Genomic DNA, 17,468 nt, shown 5'->3' with positions numbered 1-17,468 from the left:
CCGTCGATGCAAGTCCTCCTTGTCACCGAACCCGGCGTTGATGGCGTGTTTCGGCACGTCGAGGCCCTCGCGTCCTTTCTGCTCTCGCACGGCCATCGCGTTCACCTCGCCTACTCCGACGTTCGCGGCTCGGACCGCCTCACGCAACTCGTCGCCAAAGTCTCCGCCGCCGGCGGCATGACCACCAACCTCGCTGTCAGCAACTCTCCCGGCCCCGGCGATGTGGGAGCCATCCTCCGTTTGCGCAAACTCGTGCAGCAGTCCCGGCCAGACGTCATCCACGCCCACAGCTCCAAAGCCGGAGCACTCGCCCGCGCACTGCCCTTCCTCGGCATCCGCCAGCCCATCTTCTACACCCCCCACGCCTACTACGGCCTCTCCGGCAAAGGCGGAATGAAAGCCCGGGTCTTCAACGCCGTCGAAACCCTCCTCGGCCGCGTCGGCACCACCATCAATCTCTCCGAAGGGGAGAAAGCCTTCGCCGCAGACACCCTCCACATTCCCCAGCCCCGCCTCCGCCTCATCCCGAACCCCGTGGACTGCGTCCGCTTCCAGCCCGCCGATAAGGCCAAGCGCCAGCAGATCCGCACCTCCCTCGGTGTCCCCGATGGTGCCATCCTGCTCGGCTCCGTCGGCCGCCTGGCATTCCAAAAGGACCCCCTGACCCTTTACCGGGCATTCGCCAAGGCCTCCCAAGCCCGCCCCGATTTGTGGCTTTATCATCTCGGCGATGGCGAACTTATTGCCGAATCCGACACACTAGCGGGTGAATTGGGCATCCGTTCCCGCATCGTCCGCCAGACCTATTTGTCCGAGCCTTTGTCCTTCTATCAGGCCCTGGACGGCATGATTTTGACCTCCCGCTACGAAGGCCTGTCCTTCGCCGTGCTGGAGGCCCTGGCCTGCGATCTCCCCGTCATCCTCAGCCAGGTCCCCGGAAATCTCGATTTCACCGAGATGGGCCTCTCCCACTGCTGGTCCGCCCCCAAGGAAGATCCCGACGCATTCTCGCGCGTCATCGCGCAATGGGCGGCAGATTGTGGCAATGGACGCCCTTCCAACCACCGCCAGATCGCCGAATCCCGCTTCAGCCAGGAGGCCTGTTTCGGTGCCATCGTGCGCGAATACGAAAGTAGTTAAGAGCTTCAGCTCGCTCTGGAAAGCCCCCAAACCACCCAGAACGAGCTAAAGCTCTGCACTACTTTATTAGCTCCCAACCCCTTGATCTCCTGAGCGCAGGGCCTTAGCTTTTAGGCTGAAATGCTAGCTTTTCGATATTTTCTAGGCTTGTTATGTCTTTCCACTTTCTGGGGGCATGCCGCCGAAGTGCCATGGGAACCCGCCCCCCGCGACGCGACTCCGTACTGGGAAGGCGTCGTCAAACAGCAGGCCGAAACCATGAAGCAGTCCCAGGCCAAGATCCTCTTCATTGGCGACTCCCTCACCGAAAGCTGGGACAAAACCATCTGGGACACCCGCATCGCCCCCGCCAAGGCCCTCAACTTCGGCATCGGTGGCGAGGGGCCTCAGCACGTCCTCTGGCGTATCGAGCACGGCATTCTGGAAGGCCCATCGCCTGAAACCGTGGTCCTCATGATCGGCATCAACAACTACTGGCGACACTTCACCGCCGCAGGCACTGCCAAAGGCATCGAGACGATCGTGCAGCGCATCCATGCACGTCATGCCACTTCACGCATCGTGCTGCTCGGCCTTCTGCCGGTGTATGAGGTTGAATCGCCCATCCGTCCCTGGATTGCCGAGATCAACCAACAGCTCAAGCAATGCCCCGACGCGGAGTTTCACGACCTTTCCGCGGCTTTCCTGGAAGCCGATGGCAACCAACGCCTGCAACTCTACCAGGAGGATCATCTGCACCTTTCCAAAGCGGGCTACATCGTGCTCACGCGCGAGCTTGCGCCTGTGCTCAAACTGCCAACGGCCCTGCCATGAAGTCCATCAATCCCACGCTGCGAATTTCGGAACTGGACGCTTTGCGTGGCATTGCCGCCATGGCGGTGCTGCTGTTTCACTTCACCAGCGGCATCGCCAAGAACTGGACCTTTCATCTCTATGACCCTCCATTCCAGTTCCCGCATGGCGGTGCAGGGGTGGATCTGTTTTTCATGATCAGCGGCTTCGTCATTTTCATGACGTTGGACCGCGCCCGCTCGGCCACGCATTTTGCCATCGGGCGCTTCTCACGACTTTATCCCACCTTCTGGGCCTGTGCCGCCATCACGCTGCTCGTCACGGCAAACTGGGGCCTGCCGGGCATGGAGGTGACGCCGCGCGATGCGCTCTGGAACATCACCATGCTGCCACGCTTTGTGCGGGCGCAGATGATCGACGGTGCCTATTGGTCGCTGGAGTTTGAGCTGCTGTTCTATGTCGCCATGCTCATCCTGCATCAGCTTGGTGCTTTTAAAAAGCTCACCATTCCCTTGCTGCTGCTCTGGCTCGCGGCGGCTGCGGCAGCCCATGGCATCTTGACGCATGGGAGCGCAGATTCGACGCTCTATCGCCTCACCGGAAAGATCAAAGCGGTCACCAGTCTCGACTACATCCACCTGTTTGGCGTCGGCATGATCCTCTACGATGCTCACCGCCGCCGTGCCTGGAGTGTGGGGCACACGCTGGTGCTGCTGGCCTGTGCGGCGATTGCGTGGTGGAAGGCAGCCTTCCCGCTGCATTTCCCGCTGGTGGTCGGCTTCGCCCTCCTGCTGCATCTGGCCACCACCGGCTGGCTTCCCTTCCTCAATGTGAAGCCGCTCGTGTTTCTAGGTGCCATTTCCTATCCGCTCTACCTCATTCATCAAAACATCGGCTTGGTGTTGCTGAATGCTCTTGGCGCTGTCACGCCGAACGCGTGGCTGCGCCTTGGAGTTACCATCGGTGCCATGGTGCTGCTCGCGTGGGTGGTCTCTGTGTGCATCGAGAGGCCCTCAATGCGCTGGATTCGAGACAGGATGAAGCGCTTTACTTGAAGTTCGCCTGCTGCCACGCCTGGAACATGAGGATGTCCCACAGATAGAAGTGCCAGTTCCTTGTGCCGCTGAGGTGTTCCCGCCATTTCTGGCGGATGGGGGCGGGGTGGAAGAAGCCTTCGCGTTTGAGGCGGGATTCGCTGAGGAGGTCTTCGGCCCAGTCGCGCAGGGGGCCGCGCAGCCAGATTTCAAGGGGGATACCGAAGCCTTGTTTTGGGCGGTCGATCATGGCTTTGGGAACGTGGCGATAGAGAGTCTCGCGCATGAGCCACTTGCCTTTGCCGTCGCGCACTTTCATCGAATACGGGATGCGCCAGGCGAACTCGATCAGCTCAGTGTCTAGAAGCGGGATGCGGCCTTCGAGGCTCACGCCCATGGCGGCGCGGTCCACCTTGGTGAGGATGTCGCCGGGGAGATAAGTCTCCATGTCGAGGTACATCATGCGGTGGGTGAAGTCGCTCACACGCGGCCAGGACTTGGGATTGGTGAGGGCGGTCACGGGGTCCTTGCCGTTGATGACGATGTCCGTGGGGTTTTTCCAGTAGGACATGAGATTGAGATACAGCGCCTCCGTGCCGGGAGCGGCGACGACTTCGGCCAGCTTGTGCAATTTATCACCCACAGGGATGTGGCGCTTGCTCTTGGGCAATACCTTGGCACCGACGCTGTTGAGCACTCCAGGGGGCGTGAGGGTGAGTGCGGCTGCTGTGAGCTTCTTCAACGGTCGCGGCATCCAGGAAAATTTGTTCCAGATGCTGCGGCCCATGGCGTAGCGCTCGTAACCGCCGAAGAGTTCATCGCCCGCATCGCCACTCAGGGCCACGGTGACGTGCTGCCGGGCCATCTTGCAGACAAGGTGCGTGGGGATCTGCGAGTAGTCGGCAAAGGGTTCATCGTAGAGCGAAGGAAGCTGTGGAATGACATTGAGCGCGTCCTCGCCGGTGACGTACATTTCGGTGTGCTCGGTGCCGAGATGGTTGGCTACGCTCTTGGCGATCTCCGCTTCGTTGTACTGTTTTTCGTGGAATCCGATGGTAAAGGTGCGCACGGGGCGGGCGCTTTGCTTCTGCATCATCGCCACGATGAGCGAGGAGTCGATGCCGCCGCTGAGGAAGGCACCGAGCGGCACATCCGAAACCATGCGCATGCCCACGGCTTTCTTGAGCATCGATTCGAAGGTGTCGATGGCTTCGGCTTCGCTGCCGGTGAAAGGATTGTCGAGACCGCGTTCCACGGCGTGTGGCAGGCTCCAGTAGTAGCCGGGCCGGGGGCGCTCTGCGGGCGCTTGCAGGCTCAGCATGGCAGCAGGTGGCAGCTTGTGGAAGCCTTGGTAAATGCAGAGCGGATCTGGGATGTAATTGAAGCGCAGCAGCGAGGTCAGTGCTTCACGATCCACGCTCGCATTGAAGCCGGGGAAGCGCTGAATGGCCTTCAACTCGGAGGCAAACACAAACGTTTCGCCGATCCATCCGTAGTAGAGCGGCTTCTCGCCCATGCGATCCCGCGCGAGGTGGAGCACGCGCTCCTGCTTGTCCCAAACCGCGAAGGCAAACATGCCGTTGAAGCGCTTGGTGGCCTCGATGACGCCCCACTGGCAGAAGGCGGCGAGCATGATCTCCGTGTCGGAATGTCCGCGCCAGGTGTGGCCGTGGAGTTCGAGTTCAGCGCGCAGGTCCTGGAAGTTGTAGATCTCTCCATTGAAGACGAGCACGAAGCGGCCGTCGGAGCTGTTCATCGGCTGATGGCCGAGCGGTGAGAGATCAAGGATGGAGAGGCGGCGATGCCCCAGAGCGACACCGCTGGTGGACTCCACCCACGCGCCTGCATCATCGGGGCCGCGCAGGATGATGGCGTCCGTCATCGCGGTGACGATGGCGTTCATCTCGTGGGAGGGACGCGCCGAGGGAGGATTGAAGAAGCCTGCGATGCCGCACATGGTGGGTCAGGGATGGGGAAGGGGAGTGGCGAGAGGAAGCGGTGAAGGCGCCTCTGCCTGAGTGGAAGGCGCAGTCACCGAGTGGAGCAGGGCTGCAAATTTCTGCAGCACGCTGTCGATGGAGAAATGCTGCTCAATGCGTGCGCGTGCTGCGAGATCCTGCGTGGGGCCGGCATCGAGCAGTTCAATGCAGGCCTGCGCGAGCGCTGCGGGATCGCCAGGAGGCACGAGGTGGCCGGTGTCTCCGGTGACCCAGCGGGTGTCGCCGATGTCTGTGGCGACGACGGGCACGGCGCAGGCCATGGCCTCGCCGACGACATTGGGGAAACCTTCGCCAAAGGCGGAAGAGGACACCGCGATGTGCAGCGATGCGGTGAGCGCGGGCAGATCGTGGCGCTCGCCGAGAAGCTGGATGCACGACGGCACTTCAAGCGTCTCGGTGTCGGCACCCACGATGATGAACTGCGTGCCAGGGCGCTGCTCGCTGATGATTTTCGCGGCAGCGATGAAGGTGGGATAGTCCTTCATGGACGCATTGCGACCGAAGCGGCCGATGAGGCCAGCGACCTGTTTTCCAGGCTGCCATTTGGCGAGATCGAAGCCGTTCGGAATAAGCTGTGTTTTCTCCGCACGGAAGCCGAGTGCTTCGTGCTGACGTGCGCCGGTTTGCGTGTTGTAGGTGATGCGCTGCGTCATCCAGGACAGCCACGTGAGTGCGCGAATGACGAGGGCGGAGCCGCGCTTCTCGTGCTTCAGATCGTAGAGGCTCTGGCGCACGTTCCAGATGATGGGCACGCCTTTGAAACGCATGAAACGGGCGAGCACCGCGGCGAAGCAGCCATGGTACATCCAGCCCATCATCACATCCGCCTTGGTGGCACGAACGACCCTGAACAAGCGCCACAAGGAACCAAGCGTCGGTTTGCCCGCAGGCATGTCGAGGCTGTGAACCTGGATGCCAGCCTCGCGCAATGCCGTGGCGTGTTTGCCGCCAGCGGTGAGGGAGACAACGACGTGCTGAAACTGCGGCAGTCCGCGAATGAGCTGCACCAGCATCATCTCCGCGCCGCCACTGCCGAGGCCGGTGCTGAGCCAGAGGACTTTCTTGGAAAGCTGGCGTGTGGTGCGCTCGACGAGCTTGGCCACGCTGAATTCTTCGACGATGCGCTCTCGCGGGTCGCTTGGCTTGAAACTGCGCATGCATTGGGCGAGCGCCGCGTGATCGCCCACGGGAAAGACTTGCGACTTGTTCCCGATGATCCAGGCGCTGTCGCCCACATCGCTGGCGATGCAGGGGACGCCGCTGGCCATGGCCTCGCCGATGACGTTGGAAAAACCTTCGCCAAAGGCGCTGGAGTTTACGAGGCAGTCAAACTGCGCATACACAGCGGGCATGTCGTTCTGCGCGGGCATCCAGGTGAGGCGATTGTCGAGACCGAGCTGGGTGGCAAGATCACGCATCTGGCGTTCATACGTGGCATCGCCGGAACCGACGATGATGAATTTGGCATCTGGCACCAGCGCCGCCGCTCGGAGGAAGGTGGCGATGTCCTTCATCGGGTTCATGCGGCCGACGAGGCCAAAGGTGCGCACTGCGGATGGCGTGCGGGCTTGCGGCTGGAATTTCTCGGTGTCGATGCCGTTGGGAATGACGTTCATCTTATTTCGCGGATAACCACGGGCGGCGTAGTAGTCGCGTCCGGCCTGCGAGTTGCAGAGGATGACGTCGGCAAAGCGGGCGAGGAGGCAGTTCAGGCGGAAGCTGGCTCTGCCGAGGACGCCCCAGAGGTGCGCGTCTGTCTGTGAGTCGCGTACGCCCCAGGCGATGCGTGGGAAGCCGCAGAAGGGCTTCAGGAATAGCGCCATGAGATTGGACTCCGCGAGGTAGCCGTGGATCACGTCGGGGCGGATTTGGCGCGCGGTTTTGACCAGACGCAGGAAGAAGCCCGCGAGATCCCAGCGGCTCTTTTTGCCAATGCACAGCGTGCGCACGCCGCTGGCTTCGAGCTCGGTGCGGAACGGACCGTCGTAGAAATGAAGCACGCTGACTTCATGCCCTTCTTTGACCAGGCTGGCTGCGAGCATGACGAGCTGACGCTGCGCGCCGCCGTGGCCGAGATCACGGATGATGAAAGCGATTTTCATGACTGCGGCAGCGGCTGGTGAGGGGTGGTCTGCGCCTTGGCTGGCGCGGTGAGCACGATGCGGAAGCGGCCGGTGTAAACGAGATTGCTGCACACGGCGGCGGCAAACCAGTAGTGCGGTGACTCCACCAAAATCTGGCTGCATGGTATGAACAACCAGAGCGGTACGAGGCAGTAAGCACCATGCAGCCTGCTGGTGACGCACCGGAAGGTCAGCAGCAGAAGGCCGCCGATATACAGCAGCGGACCCATGATGCCGATGTCGATCCATAGGGAGACGATCTGATTGTGCGGCTTCCACACGCTGGTGCCAGCGCCGGTGCCATGGCCCCACAGCGGCTCCTTGCCAGCGGCCTCCCAGCCATCCTGAAGGTCCTTGCCTCGTTCGGGTGATTTGATGCGCTCGAAGTCAAGCTCGTAGATCGCCTTCAGGCGGTCTGTGGTGTCCTTGTTGGTCATGAGGCCGGACTTGGTGGAGGTCTGCGCGAGGATGGCTACGCCGCCGACGGCCAGAGGCACACTGATGACGACCATGATCAGCATGCCCATGAAGTGCTTGCGCAGATTGGCCGCGATGTAGCAGAGCATGAGGCAGGAGAACACCGCCATGCCGCTGCGGCTGAGCGTGAGGGCGATGGCAGGTGCGACGAGCCCCACAAGCACCATGTTCCACCAGAAGCGCGGATTGAGCGTGAAGATGACGCTGAGCATCAGGCTGATGATGATGGGCGGATCATTGGGATCCTCCGGGAATCCGGCCATGCGGCCCGGGATGCGCGTGAAGGCACGGAAGCCCAGCCATTCATAATAGACACCCGCCGCACAGAGAAGGCAGGTGCAGACACCCACCCACACGGCCACGCGCTTCCACGGCTCGGCGGAAAGGCAGAACACCACGGTGAGGGTGACGAGGAAATTGGAAAGCAGGGACATCACCACTATGCTGTGGTCTCCCAAAGCGGTGATGGTGAAGCGCTGCAGGAAGGTGACGTCCAGCACGCGCAGCAGCGGCACGATCAGCATGAAAAAGGCGGGCGGGCAGAGGCTGGGCTTGTTCAGCATGACCATGGTCCAGACACCGGCGACCGTGAGCAGGGTGTAGTCTCGCGGCTTGAAGGGAAGGACGCCCACGGAATCTCCCCACATGAGGTATTTGGTCATGGTGGGGACCAGCAGCGCGAGCGCGGCGAGGATGAGCAGCTTCACCATGCGCTCGCGGCTTTTGGCAGCGGCTTTCATGAAGGCCGGCAGCATGGGACTGGCGGGCGCGGAGTTCATGCGCTGGCGGCCTCCCTCCGGCGGATGACGATGAGACAGGTGGCGCAGGTCGCAAAAGCGCAGATGCAGTGAACGATGGTGGTGGACAGGGCGATGCCCGCCGCACCCATCTGGCGCATCAGCAGCCAGTTCAGCGAGGCATTCAGAAAGAGTGCGCTGAAGGCCGTGGTGAGCATGAAGCGCGAGGCCTGCAATGAGACCGCTACCCGCGCGGCGACGATGCCGAGGATGTAAAAGGGGATCTGGAAGGCGGCGCAGCGCAGCACCTCCGCCACGCGCTGGGTGTCCTGCGGGCCGAAGGCTCCGCGCTCAAACAGCAGGCTGATGATCCAGGGCGCCATGAAGAAGAGCGCCAGCGTCATGGGCAGAGAGGCCGTGACGATGATGCCCGCGCTAGTGAAAAGGCGCCTGCGCAGGCCGCTCCAGTCACGCTGGGCCACGAGCTCGGCAAAATGCGGAAACAGCACGTCCGAGGCCGGTCCTGCGGTGACGGCCAGCACCACGGCGCAGACTTTGTCCGAATACCCCAGCACGGCCACGGAGCCAGCGGGCAGCCATGCAGCCATCGCTTGATCGACCACGGCCGCACTGCCAAAGGCGACGCCGCCGATGAGGAAAGGGGTGGCATTTCGCAGCACGGTGCGCAGTCCTGGCTCCCAACGCCGCAGGGTGCAGCGCCACCAGCTGAGTCTGCGCGGCAGCCGCCGGGCGATGGCAAAGGCCACCACAGAGAGATGCGCGAACGAGCCGCAGACCGTGCCATACACCAGCGTCCAGGCGCTGAGCTGATCTCCCGAAAGCAGCAGGAAGATCACGATGGTCAGTGGCACGAGCATGGGAGCGGAGGCGGCGAGAAGGAAAGTTTTCCCCACACGCAGCCAGGACCCCAGATGCATGGACAGGCCAAAGAAGACCAGGAAAGGCAGCAGCCCGCGCAGCAGTCCCACCGCCAGAGCCTGCTTGGCAGGGTCAAAGCCCTTCGTGGTCCAGGCGATCATCCAGGGGGCTGCCAGCGCCAGGACCACGCCGCAGGTTAGCAAGGCAGCGAAGTGACAGGCGTTGGCCTGCACACCCAGACGATAGGCCCTGCGCAGGCCGCGACGCTCGCGCAGCTCTGCGTACGCTGGTACAAAGGCCTCCGGAATGCCGCAGCCGAGCACGGAGCAGACAAAGGTCAGATAGCCAAAGACGAGGACGAAAGCATCCAGCTCGCTCGCCGTGCCGAATTTGTCCGCGACGAGGGCGTCCTTCGCAAAGGAGACGATCTTTCCCACCATGGTGAACACCGCCACAACCAAAAACCCCGAGACCATGGCGGACCCAGCCCCTCTGAAGAGCAGGGAGCGGAGCGGCGCAGGCAACGCGAGACGCATGGAAGGCATTCGCATAAACTATAAACACCATAATATGATTGAGCAATGCGGAATGACGAGGGAAGACTCCACATTGCCGAATATTGGCACCCGAAACCAGCCCACCAGAGCCTGCGCTTACTGCCTCGGGATTGGGGTCAGGTCCACAGGCAGAGGGTTGTTGGTGGTTGTGTGACCTAACGAGGTTGACGTTACATTTTGAATGTCTCGCTAGGCGGCTACGCACGGTTGGGAGGTTGTTCACACCCATTACCCGGCGGAGTCATGGTGAGAGACCAAGACGGTCTGGCTTCCTGCCGGAATTTCCGCTAACGGAGCGAGAGCTCTCTTAACCTCCCGGTCCCCAGCGGAGAAGGGGACAGACGATGCTGAATATAATAATGCCAGGCATTATTTAGTCAATTCCCTCGCAGTTTGTTGAAAATCAACGGTGAGACTTGCGATTAGAGATCGATGATTGGCGCGTGATCACGCTTGGGCCGGTTGTTACTGCCCTCTTTGCTTCAACTCCACACTCAGCTCACCCTTTCGGTTCCAGCGTCTCCCGATCGCCAGAGGCGAGGGTGAGGCAGACGACGCCTTGGGAGACCAGGGGGTAGGCCTGGGTGCCGGTGTAGGTGGAGGGTTTCGTGGGGAAGGACGGGGAGAGGGCGGTGTCGAAAACGAGGCTCCAAGAGATGCTCGTATTTCCCGGCAGGACAAAGGGCTGGGGATCGGCGCTGTTGTTGAAAAGCAGCAGCAGGGGGCTGGTGGACTCGCCCACGGTGCCAAACAGGGCGCCGAAGCAGCGTCGGGTCTCCTGATGCCACTCCTCGTGGTGCAGCAGGGTGCCGTCATTTTCCAGCCAGATGACATCACGCAGGCCGGTGGCAGGATTCAGTTTGCCATCAAAATAGCTGCTGCGGCGGAAGACGGTGTGGCTGCTGCGGAAGGCGGTCATCTGGCGGACGAAGATGAGCATTTCTTCGTCGCAGTCAGCCCAGTCGAGCCAGCTGATGGGGCTGTCCTGGCAGTAGGCGTTGTTGTTGCCGCCCTGGGTGCGGCCGCGCTCGTCCCCGGCGGTGATGAAGGGGACGCCGAGGGAGCACATCATGGTGGCGATCATGCCGCGGCGGAGGCGCCCGCGGGCCTGCAGGATTTTGGGGTTGGTTGAGGGGCCTTCCACGCCGCAGTTGCTGCTGTGGTTGTTGCTGTCGCCGTCGCGGTTGTCCTCGTGGTTGGCCTCGTTGTGCTTGTTCTCATAGCTCACGAGGTCCATCAGCGTGAAGCCATCGTGGGAGGTGAGGAAATTGATGCTGGCCAAAGGCGGGCGCTGATTCCACCCGAAGACGTCCTGGCTGCCGCAGAAGCGCTTGGCAAATTCGGCGGTGCAGCCCGAGTCGCCGCGCCACCAACTGCGCACGGTGTCGCGGTATTTCCCATTCAGTTCACGCCAGGGCTCGGGGAAATTGCCCACCTGGTAGCTGTCCATGCGGGAAATGTCCCAGGCTTCTGCAATGAGTTTGACCCTCGAGAGCACGGGGTCCTGCGCCACCGCGCTGAGGAACTGGGACTGGCGGTTGAAGCCATCTTTCTCATCGCGCGCCACGGTTACCGCGAGGTCAAAGCGGAAGCCGTCCACGTGCATTTCGGTGACCCAGTAGCGCAGGCTGTCCAAAATGAGGCGCAGTGCGGGCTCGCTGGCGGAGTCGACCGAATTGCCACAGCCGGTGACATTGATGTAGTCCGCGCCGCTCTCGCCAAAGTGATGGCGGTAGTAGCTGTGGTCGTCCAGCCCGCGAAACATGAGCGAAGGACCGTGCTCATTGCCCTCGGCAGTGTGATTGTACACCACATCCAGAATGACCTCGATGCCGGCGGCGTGCAGGGCCTTGACCATGGATTTGAACTCGCGCACCTGCTCCTGCGGCTGCGTGGTTGAGGCGTAGGTATTGTGCGGGGCGAAGAAGCCGATGGTGTTGTAGCCCCAGTAGTTGGTGAGCTCGCGGCCCAGCAGGAAGCCGTCATCCAGATGCTGGTGCACGGGCAAAAGCTGCACGCTGGTGACGCCGAGGCCTTTGAGGTAGGATGTCACCGAGGGGTGGGCCAGTCCGGCGTAGGTGCCGCGCAGTCTGGCAGGCACGTCCGGGTGCATCTGGGTGAAGCCTTTCACATGCAGCTCGCAGATCACGGTGTCCTGCCAGGGCACGCGGGGAGAGGTGTCGCCGGTCCAGTCGAAGGATTCATCGACCACAACGCATTTGAGGGCTGTGGCGCCGTTGTCGATGCGGCCGTGGGCGTGGCGTGGGTCGGGTTGGGTGCGCATGTGCTCGGCCTCGTGCGGAACGCCGTGAATGGCGCGGGCGTAGGGGTCGAGCAGGAGCTTCTTGGCATTGAAGCGCATGGCATTCTGCGGCAGCCAGGGGCCATGGGCGCGGTAGCCGTAGAGGGTGCCCGCGCGGATGCCGTGGACGGTGACGTGCCACAGGTCGCGCTCAGTGCGCTGCATGCGGATGCGTGCCGTCTCACGGGATGGATCCGCCAGATCGTACAGACAGAGATCCAGCGCTGTGGCATGGCGGGAATGGACAACGAAGCGGGTGCCTTCGCGCAGTAGCGTGACTCCAGGTGCCAGGGGCTCGCCACCCGTGGCAAAGGACACGGGAAAGGCGCTCTCGCTCACGGTCGTACGGATGGGCACGACAGGGGCGGGCTTTCGGGCAAATCTTCGTTTCCAACTTGTGAGCAAAGGCTGCATGAGTTCCACAACGCACAACGTTTGCCATGCTGCCATGAATTATCGCTGTTTTCCCGTCCTTTTTCTTCTGCTGACCTCGGTCTGGGCTGATACCGTGAAGCCAGCGGATCCGGCGCGCTTTGAGAAGGCGATCCAGGCCTTTGAGGCGGAGGACGCGGCCAAGGCGCCGCCGCAGGGCGTGACGTTGTTTACCGGTGCCTCAAACATCCGCCGCTGGCAGTCGCTGCAGGACAGGTTCAAAAAAACACCGGTGTTGAATCGTGGCTTTGGCGGCTCGCAGCTGAGTGACGTGGTGCATTTCGCCGAGCGTTGTGTCATCAAATACCAGCCGAAGCAGGTTTATCTGAACGCGGGTGGCAATGACATCCACGCCGGGCGCACGCCGGAGGAAGTGCTGGCGTCTTTTGACGCGTTTGTCACCAAAGTGCGCGCAGCACTGCCAAAGACGGCCATCGCCTTCATCTCCATTCCGCCCTCGCCCTCGCGCTGGGGGGAGGTGGAGCAGGTCAAAAAGGCCAATGCGCTGATCGCCGCCTCCTGTGCAAAGCAGGGCGTGGATTACATAGACACCTTCTCGCTGCTGCTGGGTGCGGACGGCCAGCCGCGGCCCGAGCTGTTTGTGGAAGACAGGCTGCACTTCAGCGAGGCGGGCTATGACGTGGTGACCTCCGCCATCCGCTGGCAGAAGGAGATCCTGGCCTTTGGCAGGCTGGATGAGCAGCTGACGCCGCCGCAGAATCCCATCATCTTCACCGGCAGCTCCAGCATCCGCCGATGGGCGACGCTGGCGTATGACTTCCCCGGTCTGCCCGTGATGAACCGCGGCTTTGGGGGCTCCGAGGTGTTTGATTCCCTCAACTACGCGCATCTGACGGTGATCAAGTACAAGCCGCGAATGGTGGTCTTTTATGCGGGTGGCAACGACATCGCCGGAGGCAAGACGCCGCAACGGGTGTTCACCGATTTCAAGGCCTTCGTGGCCAAAGTGCATGCCGCGCTGCCTGACTGCCGCATCTGCTACATCTCCAATGCGCCGAACCCGAGCCGCTGGAAGATGATCGACAAGATGATCGAGGCGAACCGTTTGATGGAGGATTTTGCCAAGTCGGACAAGCGGCTGCAGTTCATCAACGTCTATCCACACATGCTGGGGCCTGATGGGATGCCGAAGCCGGACATTTTTGTTTCAGACAACCTGCACATGAATGGCAAAGGCTACGCGATCTGGAAGGAAGTGGTGGGCCCGTATTTGAAGTAAAGCAGCCCAGGTGTGCGGCAACTGGGGGAATGGATCTGCGTGACAGCGTGCGCGGAGCGTTTTGGAATGCTCCAGTCCTCTGGAGCTTTTCGCGAGCGACAGGACATTCGAAAGCGCCGGAGGGCCGGCGCAGTCCACGACGCTGGCGCGTGCTACTTCACACCAGCCCTTCCTTCACCGCCTTTGCAATCGCGCTGCCGCGGCTGCGCACCTGCAGCTTCACATACACGCTGCGGATGTACTCGTCCGCCGTGTAGTAGCCGATGCCGAGCTGGGCGGCTGCGTCCTTGATGGTGCTGCCGTCCACGAGGAGCTTGAGGATCTCCAGTTCACGTGGCGTGAGGCCGTAGTCCTTCTGCGGGGTGTTGGCTTTGGAAAACATCTCCAGCACCCGGCGTGCGATGTGCGGATTGATCGGCGAGCCGCCCGCTGCGGCGCTGCGGATGGCGGCGGCGATGTCTTCCGTACTCGAGGTTTTCAGCAGATAGCCCGCAGCACCGGCACAGATGGCGCGGAAGATTTTGTCGTCCTCTTCAAACACGGTCAGGATCACAATGGCCACCTCCGGCGCTAGCTGGCGCAGTCGTGCGATGCCTTCGATGCCGTTCATGCCGGGAAGGCCCACATCCAGCAGCAGCACCTGTGGTGCAGGCTCGGTGGTGAGAGCGGCAAAGGCATCTTCGCAGGCGGTGAAACGCTGCGTGCATGCGATGCCATCGAGGCGATTCAAGGCGCGGGCGAGGCGCTCGCCGTAGGTCTTGTGGTCTTCGATGATCCAGAGGTGGATGGGGTCAGGCATGGAGTGAGTTGATTAAATTGAGCCGTTCTTCTTCAGTTGATCGCGGATGGCTTGGCGCACCACCTTGCGGACGTGCTCGTTCGTGAGAGATGCTCTTGTGGGGGCGCCGAATTGAGGCTGCTTCATCAAGACATGAATCATGGCGGCGGCCGGAGTCCATTTTTCAGAACGGAGCGCGTCTTTGAAACCCGCCACGTGAGTGCCATGAAGCGAGGTGGCAGTGCCATTGCACCAGGAGAGCCAATGGCATTTCTCTGCGGTGCCGCAGGCGGCGGCATTGATGTGGATGCCGTCGACCTCGATGTCCACCTTGAGCGTTCTCTGATCTGGATTTGAGAACGGCTCGTCTTTGGCAGAGAAAAACTCGGCGAGATCGATCAAGCCGTGCGGCGAATGGAAAACTTCCTCCTGCAGTCCCAAGACGATACCTGGAAAAAGATGAGCCGTGTCGAAGAGCTTGCGGCGGACCAGAGACCAAGATGGAGATGATGAAAGCAGCGTTTTGGCATCGGGCACAAAAGTGATGCGTGTGCCGCGGTCTGTGGATGGACGTTTTTGCGGGCTGGAAACGGCGCAGCCATTTTCAAACTGCTGCTGCCAGCGGAAGCCGCCGCGATGGGAGACAACTGAGACCGTGCAGGACAAAGCGGTCACGACAATCAAACCGACTCCTCCCGGATTCAAATGCACGTGAGGACTGTGCCCGTCCGCCGTTGGCGTTTGATGGTATTCGGTGAAGTAAGTTTCCGCCAGCGATCTGCCTTCCGCTCCTGGCTCGTTAAACGGCAGACCGGCGCCATCATCTGACACGCAGATGGCTGTCCCCTGATGCGTGACGATGATCCTGCTCGCATGGCCCGCAATGTATTGATCCAGCCCATTGGCCACCAGTTCTTGCACCAGATGCGCCACACCACGTGGGCCGGTGTCTCCAATGTACATACCGGGTCTCTGGCGGATGGCAGCGATGGCTTCAGACATGCAGCGGCAGAGTGAGGGTTAAAACGGTGCCTTGTGGCGAAGACGTGATCTTTGTGGAGCCTTGGTGTTTGGCGGCGCGGCGGTGGAGATTGGTGAGTCCCATGCCGGAGGTGGTGGCGGTGGTGTCGAAGCCGTGGCCGTTGTCGCGGATGGTGAGGACGAGGTCGTTGTGAGTCTGCGTGAGGGAGATGTGCACTTCGGTCGCGTGGGCATGCTTGGTGATGTTGTGCAGCGCTTCTTTGAACATCAGCATGAGGTCGCGCTGGCGGTCCACGGGGAGGCGGCGGGTCTGGGCGTGCTCATCGAGGTCGAGCGTGTGCGTGATGCCGCGCAGCATGCGGGCGGCGGTTTCGCGCAGGAGTGTGGGCAGGTCATCGGTGCCGTAGCGCTCGCTCTGCATGAGGCGGGTGATGTCGCGCATGGCGCCAACGGTTTCATCGGCGATTTCTTTGATCTCAATCAAGTCCTCGCGGGCTTGGCCGCTCTGCGCTCCCTCGGCCAGAATGTCCTGGGCGATGAGGGCGATGCTGCCGAGGCTGCTGCCGATTTCATCATGCAGATCCTGCGCGATGCGGGCACGCAGCTTCTCGATTTCGACCAGGCGGGCACGCCGTTGACGCTGCAGCCAAAGGAGCAAAACGATGATGCCTACCGCGATGATACCGATGAGCAATCCCACCACGATGCGCTGCCAATGTTGCATGACGAGCGCGCGTTTTTTCTCTATCAGGCCGAGCTGCTGCATCAGCTCGCGCCGTTGTGAAAGAGCGGCCAGCCATTCGGGCCAGTCCACGATTTCCGCGCTGCTGGCAAAGCCGTCCACCAGAGCGGCGCGGGACCAGCCATCGCGCTCCGTGGTGTCGGGAGAATTCACATCGCAGCCGAGGGCGATATTTTTTCCTTCGGACCACACCTGCATCTCCGCCATGGCCAGCACGACGGCCCCATTGCTCACATGTGGGGCCAGCACTTGCATGCGCACAAAGCGCGCACGGTGCGCCCCGACGATGGTGACCACGTTGTCTCCGGGCAGGGCATTGTAGCTGCCGGATTGCGGCTCGGGCAGGAGGCGTGGCTCGTCATTGTCCTCCTCGCGAAGCTCGATATTATAGCGCACCGGAAAGCCGTAGCCGTGGCTGTGCGCAAACAACGGCGGATGCGCGGGAAAGAAGCGGATTTCATCAATGGGCCGCACCGTGCCGAGATCGACCTCCAGCCATGGATTGTTATAAGGGCGGCCCTCGCTGGTGGGCACGCTGCGAAAGCCCAGCGTGGGGCTGTGGCGTGTGCCGAGCGGCGGCCCGAGCACGGTGTGGCCATCGACGAGATTGATGCGGCCCCAATCAGGCCGTGTGCCCTGGCTGCTGCTGGCACGCACGGCCTGGGGGCCGATGACTTCCAGACGTGCGCCGAGGTTTTCTTTCCCTTGGAGCAGCATCACTTCGCCAAAAGCACAGAAACCGCGCTCGCCGGTGGTGCAGAGGCGTGTGGCGGTGATGCGCACCTTTTGCGCCATGCGCCCGCCTGCGGGGATCACCACGGGCATCGAGCCCGGATTGGGGAAATCGGCATTCGTATGATCGGCGATGATGGTGCGCTTGTTGTCTTCGCCTTCATCCAAAAGCTCGACGTAAAAGCGCAGAGGGAAGCCGTAGCCGGGCGTGACGGAGGCACCATTCGGTGGCGGCGCGATGAGCACCACGGAGTCGATCTGTTGTGCCTGCCCGAGATTCAGCTCCACCCACTCCGCTCTGTCGCGGGAGGTGGAGTACTCACTGTGCCATCCCAGGCGCTGGGTGAACTGCACCTCCGGCGCCGCCGGCATGCTGCTGAGCTTTTGCTGCAAGGCGTTGCGCTCTGCTGCGAGCGCACGCATTTCAGGAATCCACTCCGAGATCTCGCCACAGGCTGGCTGGCCCCACAACAGCAGGAAAAACAGACAGGATGGGAGGAGTCGCCGCACGGTGCGTGGATC

12 protein-coding genes are annotated in these 17,468 nt (G+C 61.8%); 4 read left to right on the top strand and 8 right to left on the bottom strand.

Translation table 11 applies throughout. From position 1 onward, the window contains the following. Positions 1-6 precede the first annotated feature (6 nt). The 3 genes from ACILSO_RS00920 to ACILSO_RS00910 all read left to right on the top strand — a co-directional run bounded on the left by ACILSO_RS00920 (position 7) and on the right by ACILSO_RS00910 (position 2,987). On the top strand, positions 7-1,140 hold the full coding sequence (locus ACILSO_RS00920) for a glycosyltransferase (RefSeq protein WP_395735468.1): 1,134 nt from the start codon (positions 7-9) through the stop codon (positions 1,138-1,140). 147 nt (positions 1,141-1,287) lie between these two features. Next, the gene (locus ACILSO_RS00915) at positions 1,288-1,953 is read left to right on the top strand and encodes a GDSL-type esterase/lipase family protein (RefSeq protein ID WP_395735467.1); all 666 of its coding nucleotides are present in this window, start codon (positions 1,288-1,290) and stop codon (positions 1,951-1,953) included. Then, positions 1,950-2,987 carry an acyltransferase family protein gene (locus ACILSO_RS00910; RefSeq protein WP_395735466.1) on the top strand — a complete coding sequence of 346 codons (1,038 nt, stop codon included), beginning with the start codon at positions 1,950-1,952 and terminating at the stop codon, positions 2,985-2,987. Before ACILSO_RS00915 ends, ACILSO_RS00910 begins: the two co-directional genes overlap by 4 nt. Here the strand turns inward: ACILSO_RS00910 and asnB are convergent. The 5 genes from asnB to glgX form a co-directional block, all read right to left on the bottom strand. Further along, entirely contained in the window at positions 2,980-4,923 is a 1,944-nt protein-coding gene (asnB, locus tag ACILSO_RS00905; protein ID WP_395735465.1) for an asparagine synthase (glutamine-hydrolyzing), read from the bottom strand. The two genes, ACILSO_RS00910 and asnB, sit on opposite strands and share 8 nt — an antisense overlap. 6 nt (positions 4,924-4,929) lie before the next feature. Beyond that, complete coding sequence (locus tag ACILSO_RS00900; protein WP_395735464.1) at positions 4,930-7,068, bottom strand: glycosyltransferase; 2,139 nt, start codon at positions 7,066-7,068, stop codon at positions 4,930-4,932. Then, on the bottom strand, positions 7,065-8,345 hold the full coding sequence (locus ACILSO_RS00895) for an O-antigen ligase family protein (protein ID WP_395735463.1): 1,281 nt from the start codon (positions 8,343-8,345) through the stop codon (positions 7,065-7,067). Before ACILSO_RS00895 ends, ACILSO_RS00900 begins: the two co-directional genes overlap by 4 nt. Continuing rightward, positions 8,342-9,718 (bottom strand): murein biosynthesis integral membrane protein MurJ, encoded by a 1,377-nt coding sequence (gene murJ / locus ACILSO_RS00890; RefSeq protein WP_395735462.1) that lies wholly within the window; start codon positions 9,716-9,718, stop codon positions 8,342-8,344. The genes ACILSO_RS00895 and murJ overlap by 4 nt, the downstream gene beginning before the upstream one ends. Positions 9,719-10,238: 520 nt before the next feature. Next, a complete protein-coding gene (gene glgX, locus ACILSO_RS00885) occupies positions 10,239-12,398 on the bottom strand; it encodes a glycogen debranching protein GlgX (RefSeq protein ID WP_395735461.1) in 2,160 nt (719 codons plus the stop codon). A gap of 91 nt (positions 12,399-12,489) precedes the next feature. Here glgX and ACILSO_RS00880 point away from each other — a divergent pair, with 91 nt between their 5' ends. Next, positions 12,490-13,713 carry a GDSL-type esterase/lipase family protein gene (locus ACILSO_RS00880; protein ID WP_395735460.1) on the top strand — a complete coding sequence of 408 codons (1,224 nt, stop codon included), beginning with the start codon at positions 12,490-12,492 and terminating at the stop codon, positions 13,711-13,713. 157 nt (positions 13,714-13,870) lie between these two features. Here ACILSO_RS00880 and ACILSO_RS00875 read toward each other — a convergent pair whose 3' ends face one another. Genes ACILSO_RS00875 through ACILSO_RS00865 form a run of 3 tightly spaced genes read right to left on the bottom strand, consistent with a single transcriptional unit; the run spans position 13,871 to position 17,456 of the window. After that, entirely contained in the window at positions 13,871-14,512 is a 642-nt protein-coding gene (locus tag ACILSO_RS00875; RefSeq protein ID WP_395735459.1) for a response regulator, read from the bottom strand. Between the two features lie 12 nt (positions 14,513-14,524). Next, on the bottom strand, positions 14,525-15,493 hold the full coding sequence (locus ACILSO_RS00870; RefSeq protein WP_395735458.1) for a hypothetical protein: 969 nt from the start codon (positions 15,491-15,493) through the stop codon (positions 14,525-14,527). Further along, the gene (locus ACILSO_RS00865; RefSeq protein WP_395735457.1) at positions 15,486-17,456 is read right to left on the bottom strand and encodes an ATP-binding protein; all 1,971 of its coding nucleotides are present in this window, start codon (positions 17,454-17,456) and stop codon (positions 15,486-15,488) included. Before ACILSO_RS00865 ends, ACILSO_RS00870 begins: the two co-directional genes overlap by 8 nt. Positions 17,457-17,468: the final 12 nt, after the last annotated feature.

The sequence above is a fragment of the Prosthecobacter sp. genome (assembly GCF_044226605.1).
Classification (GTDB): Bacteria; Verrucomicrobiota; Verrucomicrobiia; order Verrucomicrobiales; family Verrucomicrobiaceae; genus Prosthecobacter.
This window is presented reverse-complemented; position numbering and strand designations above follow the sequence as displayed.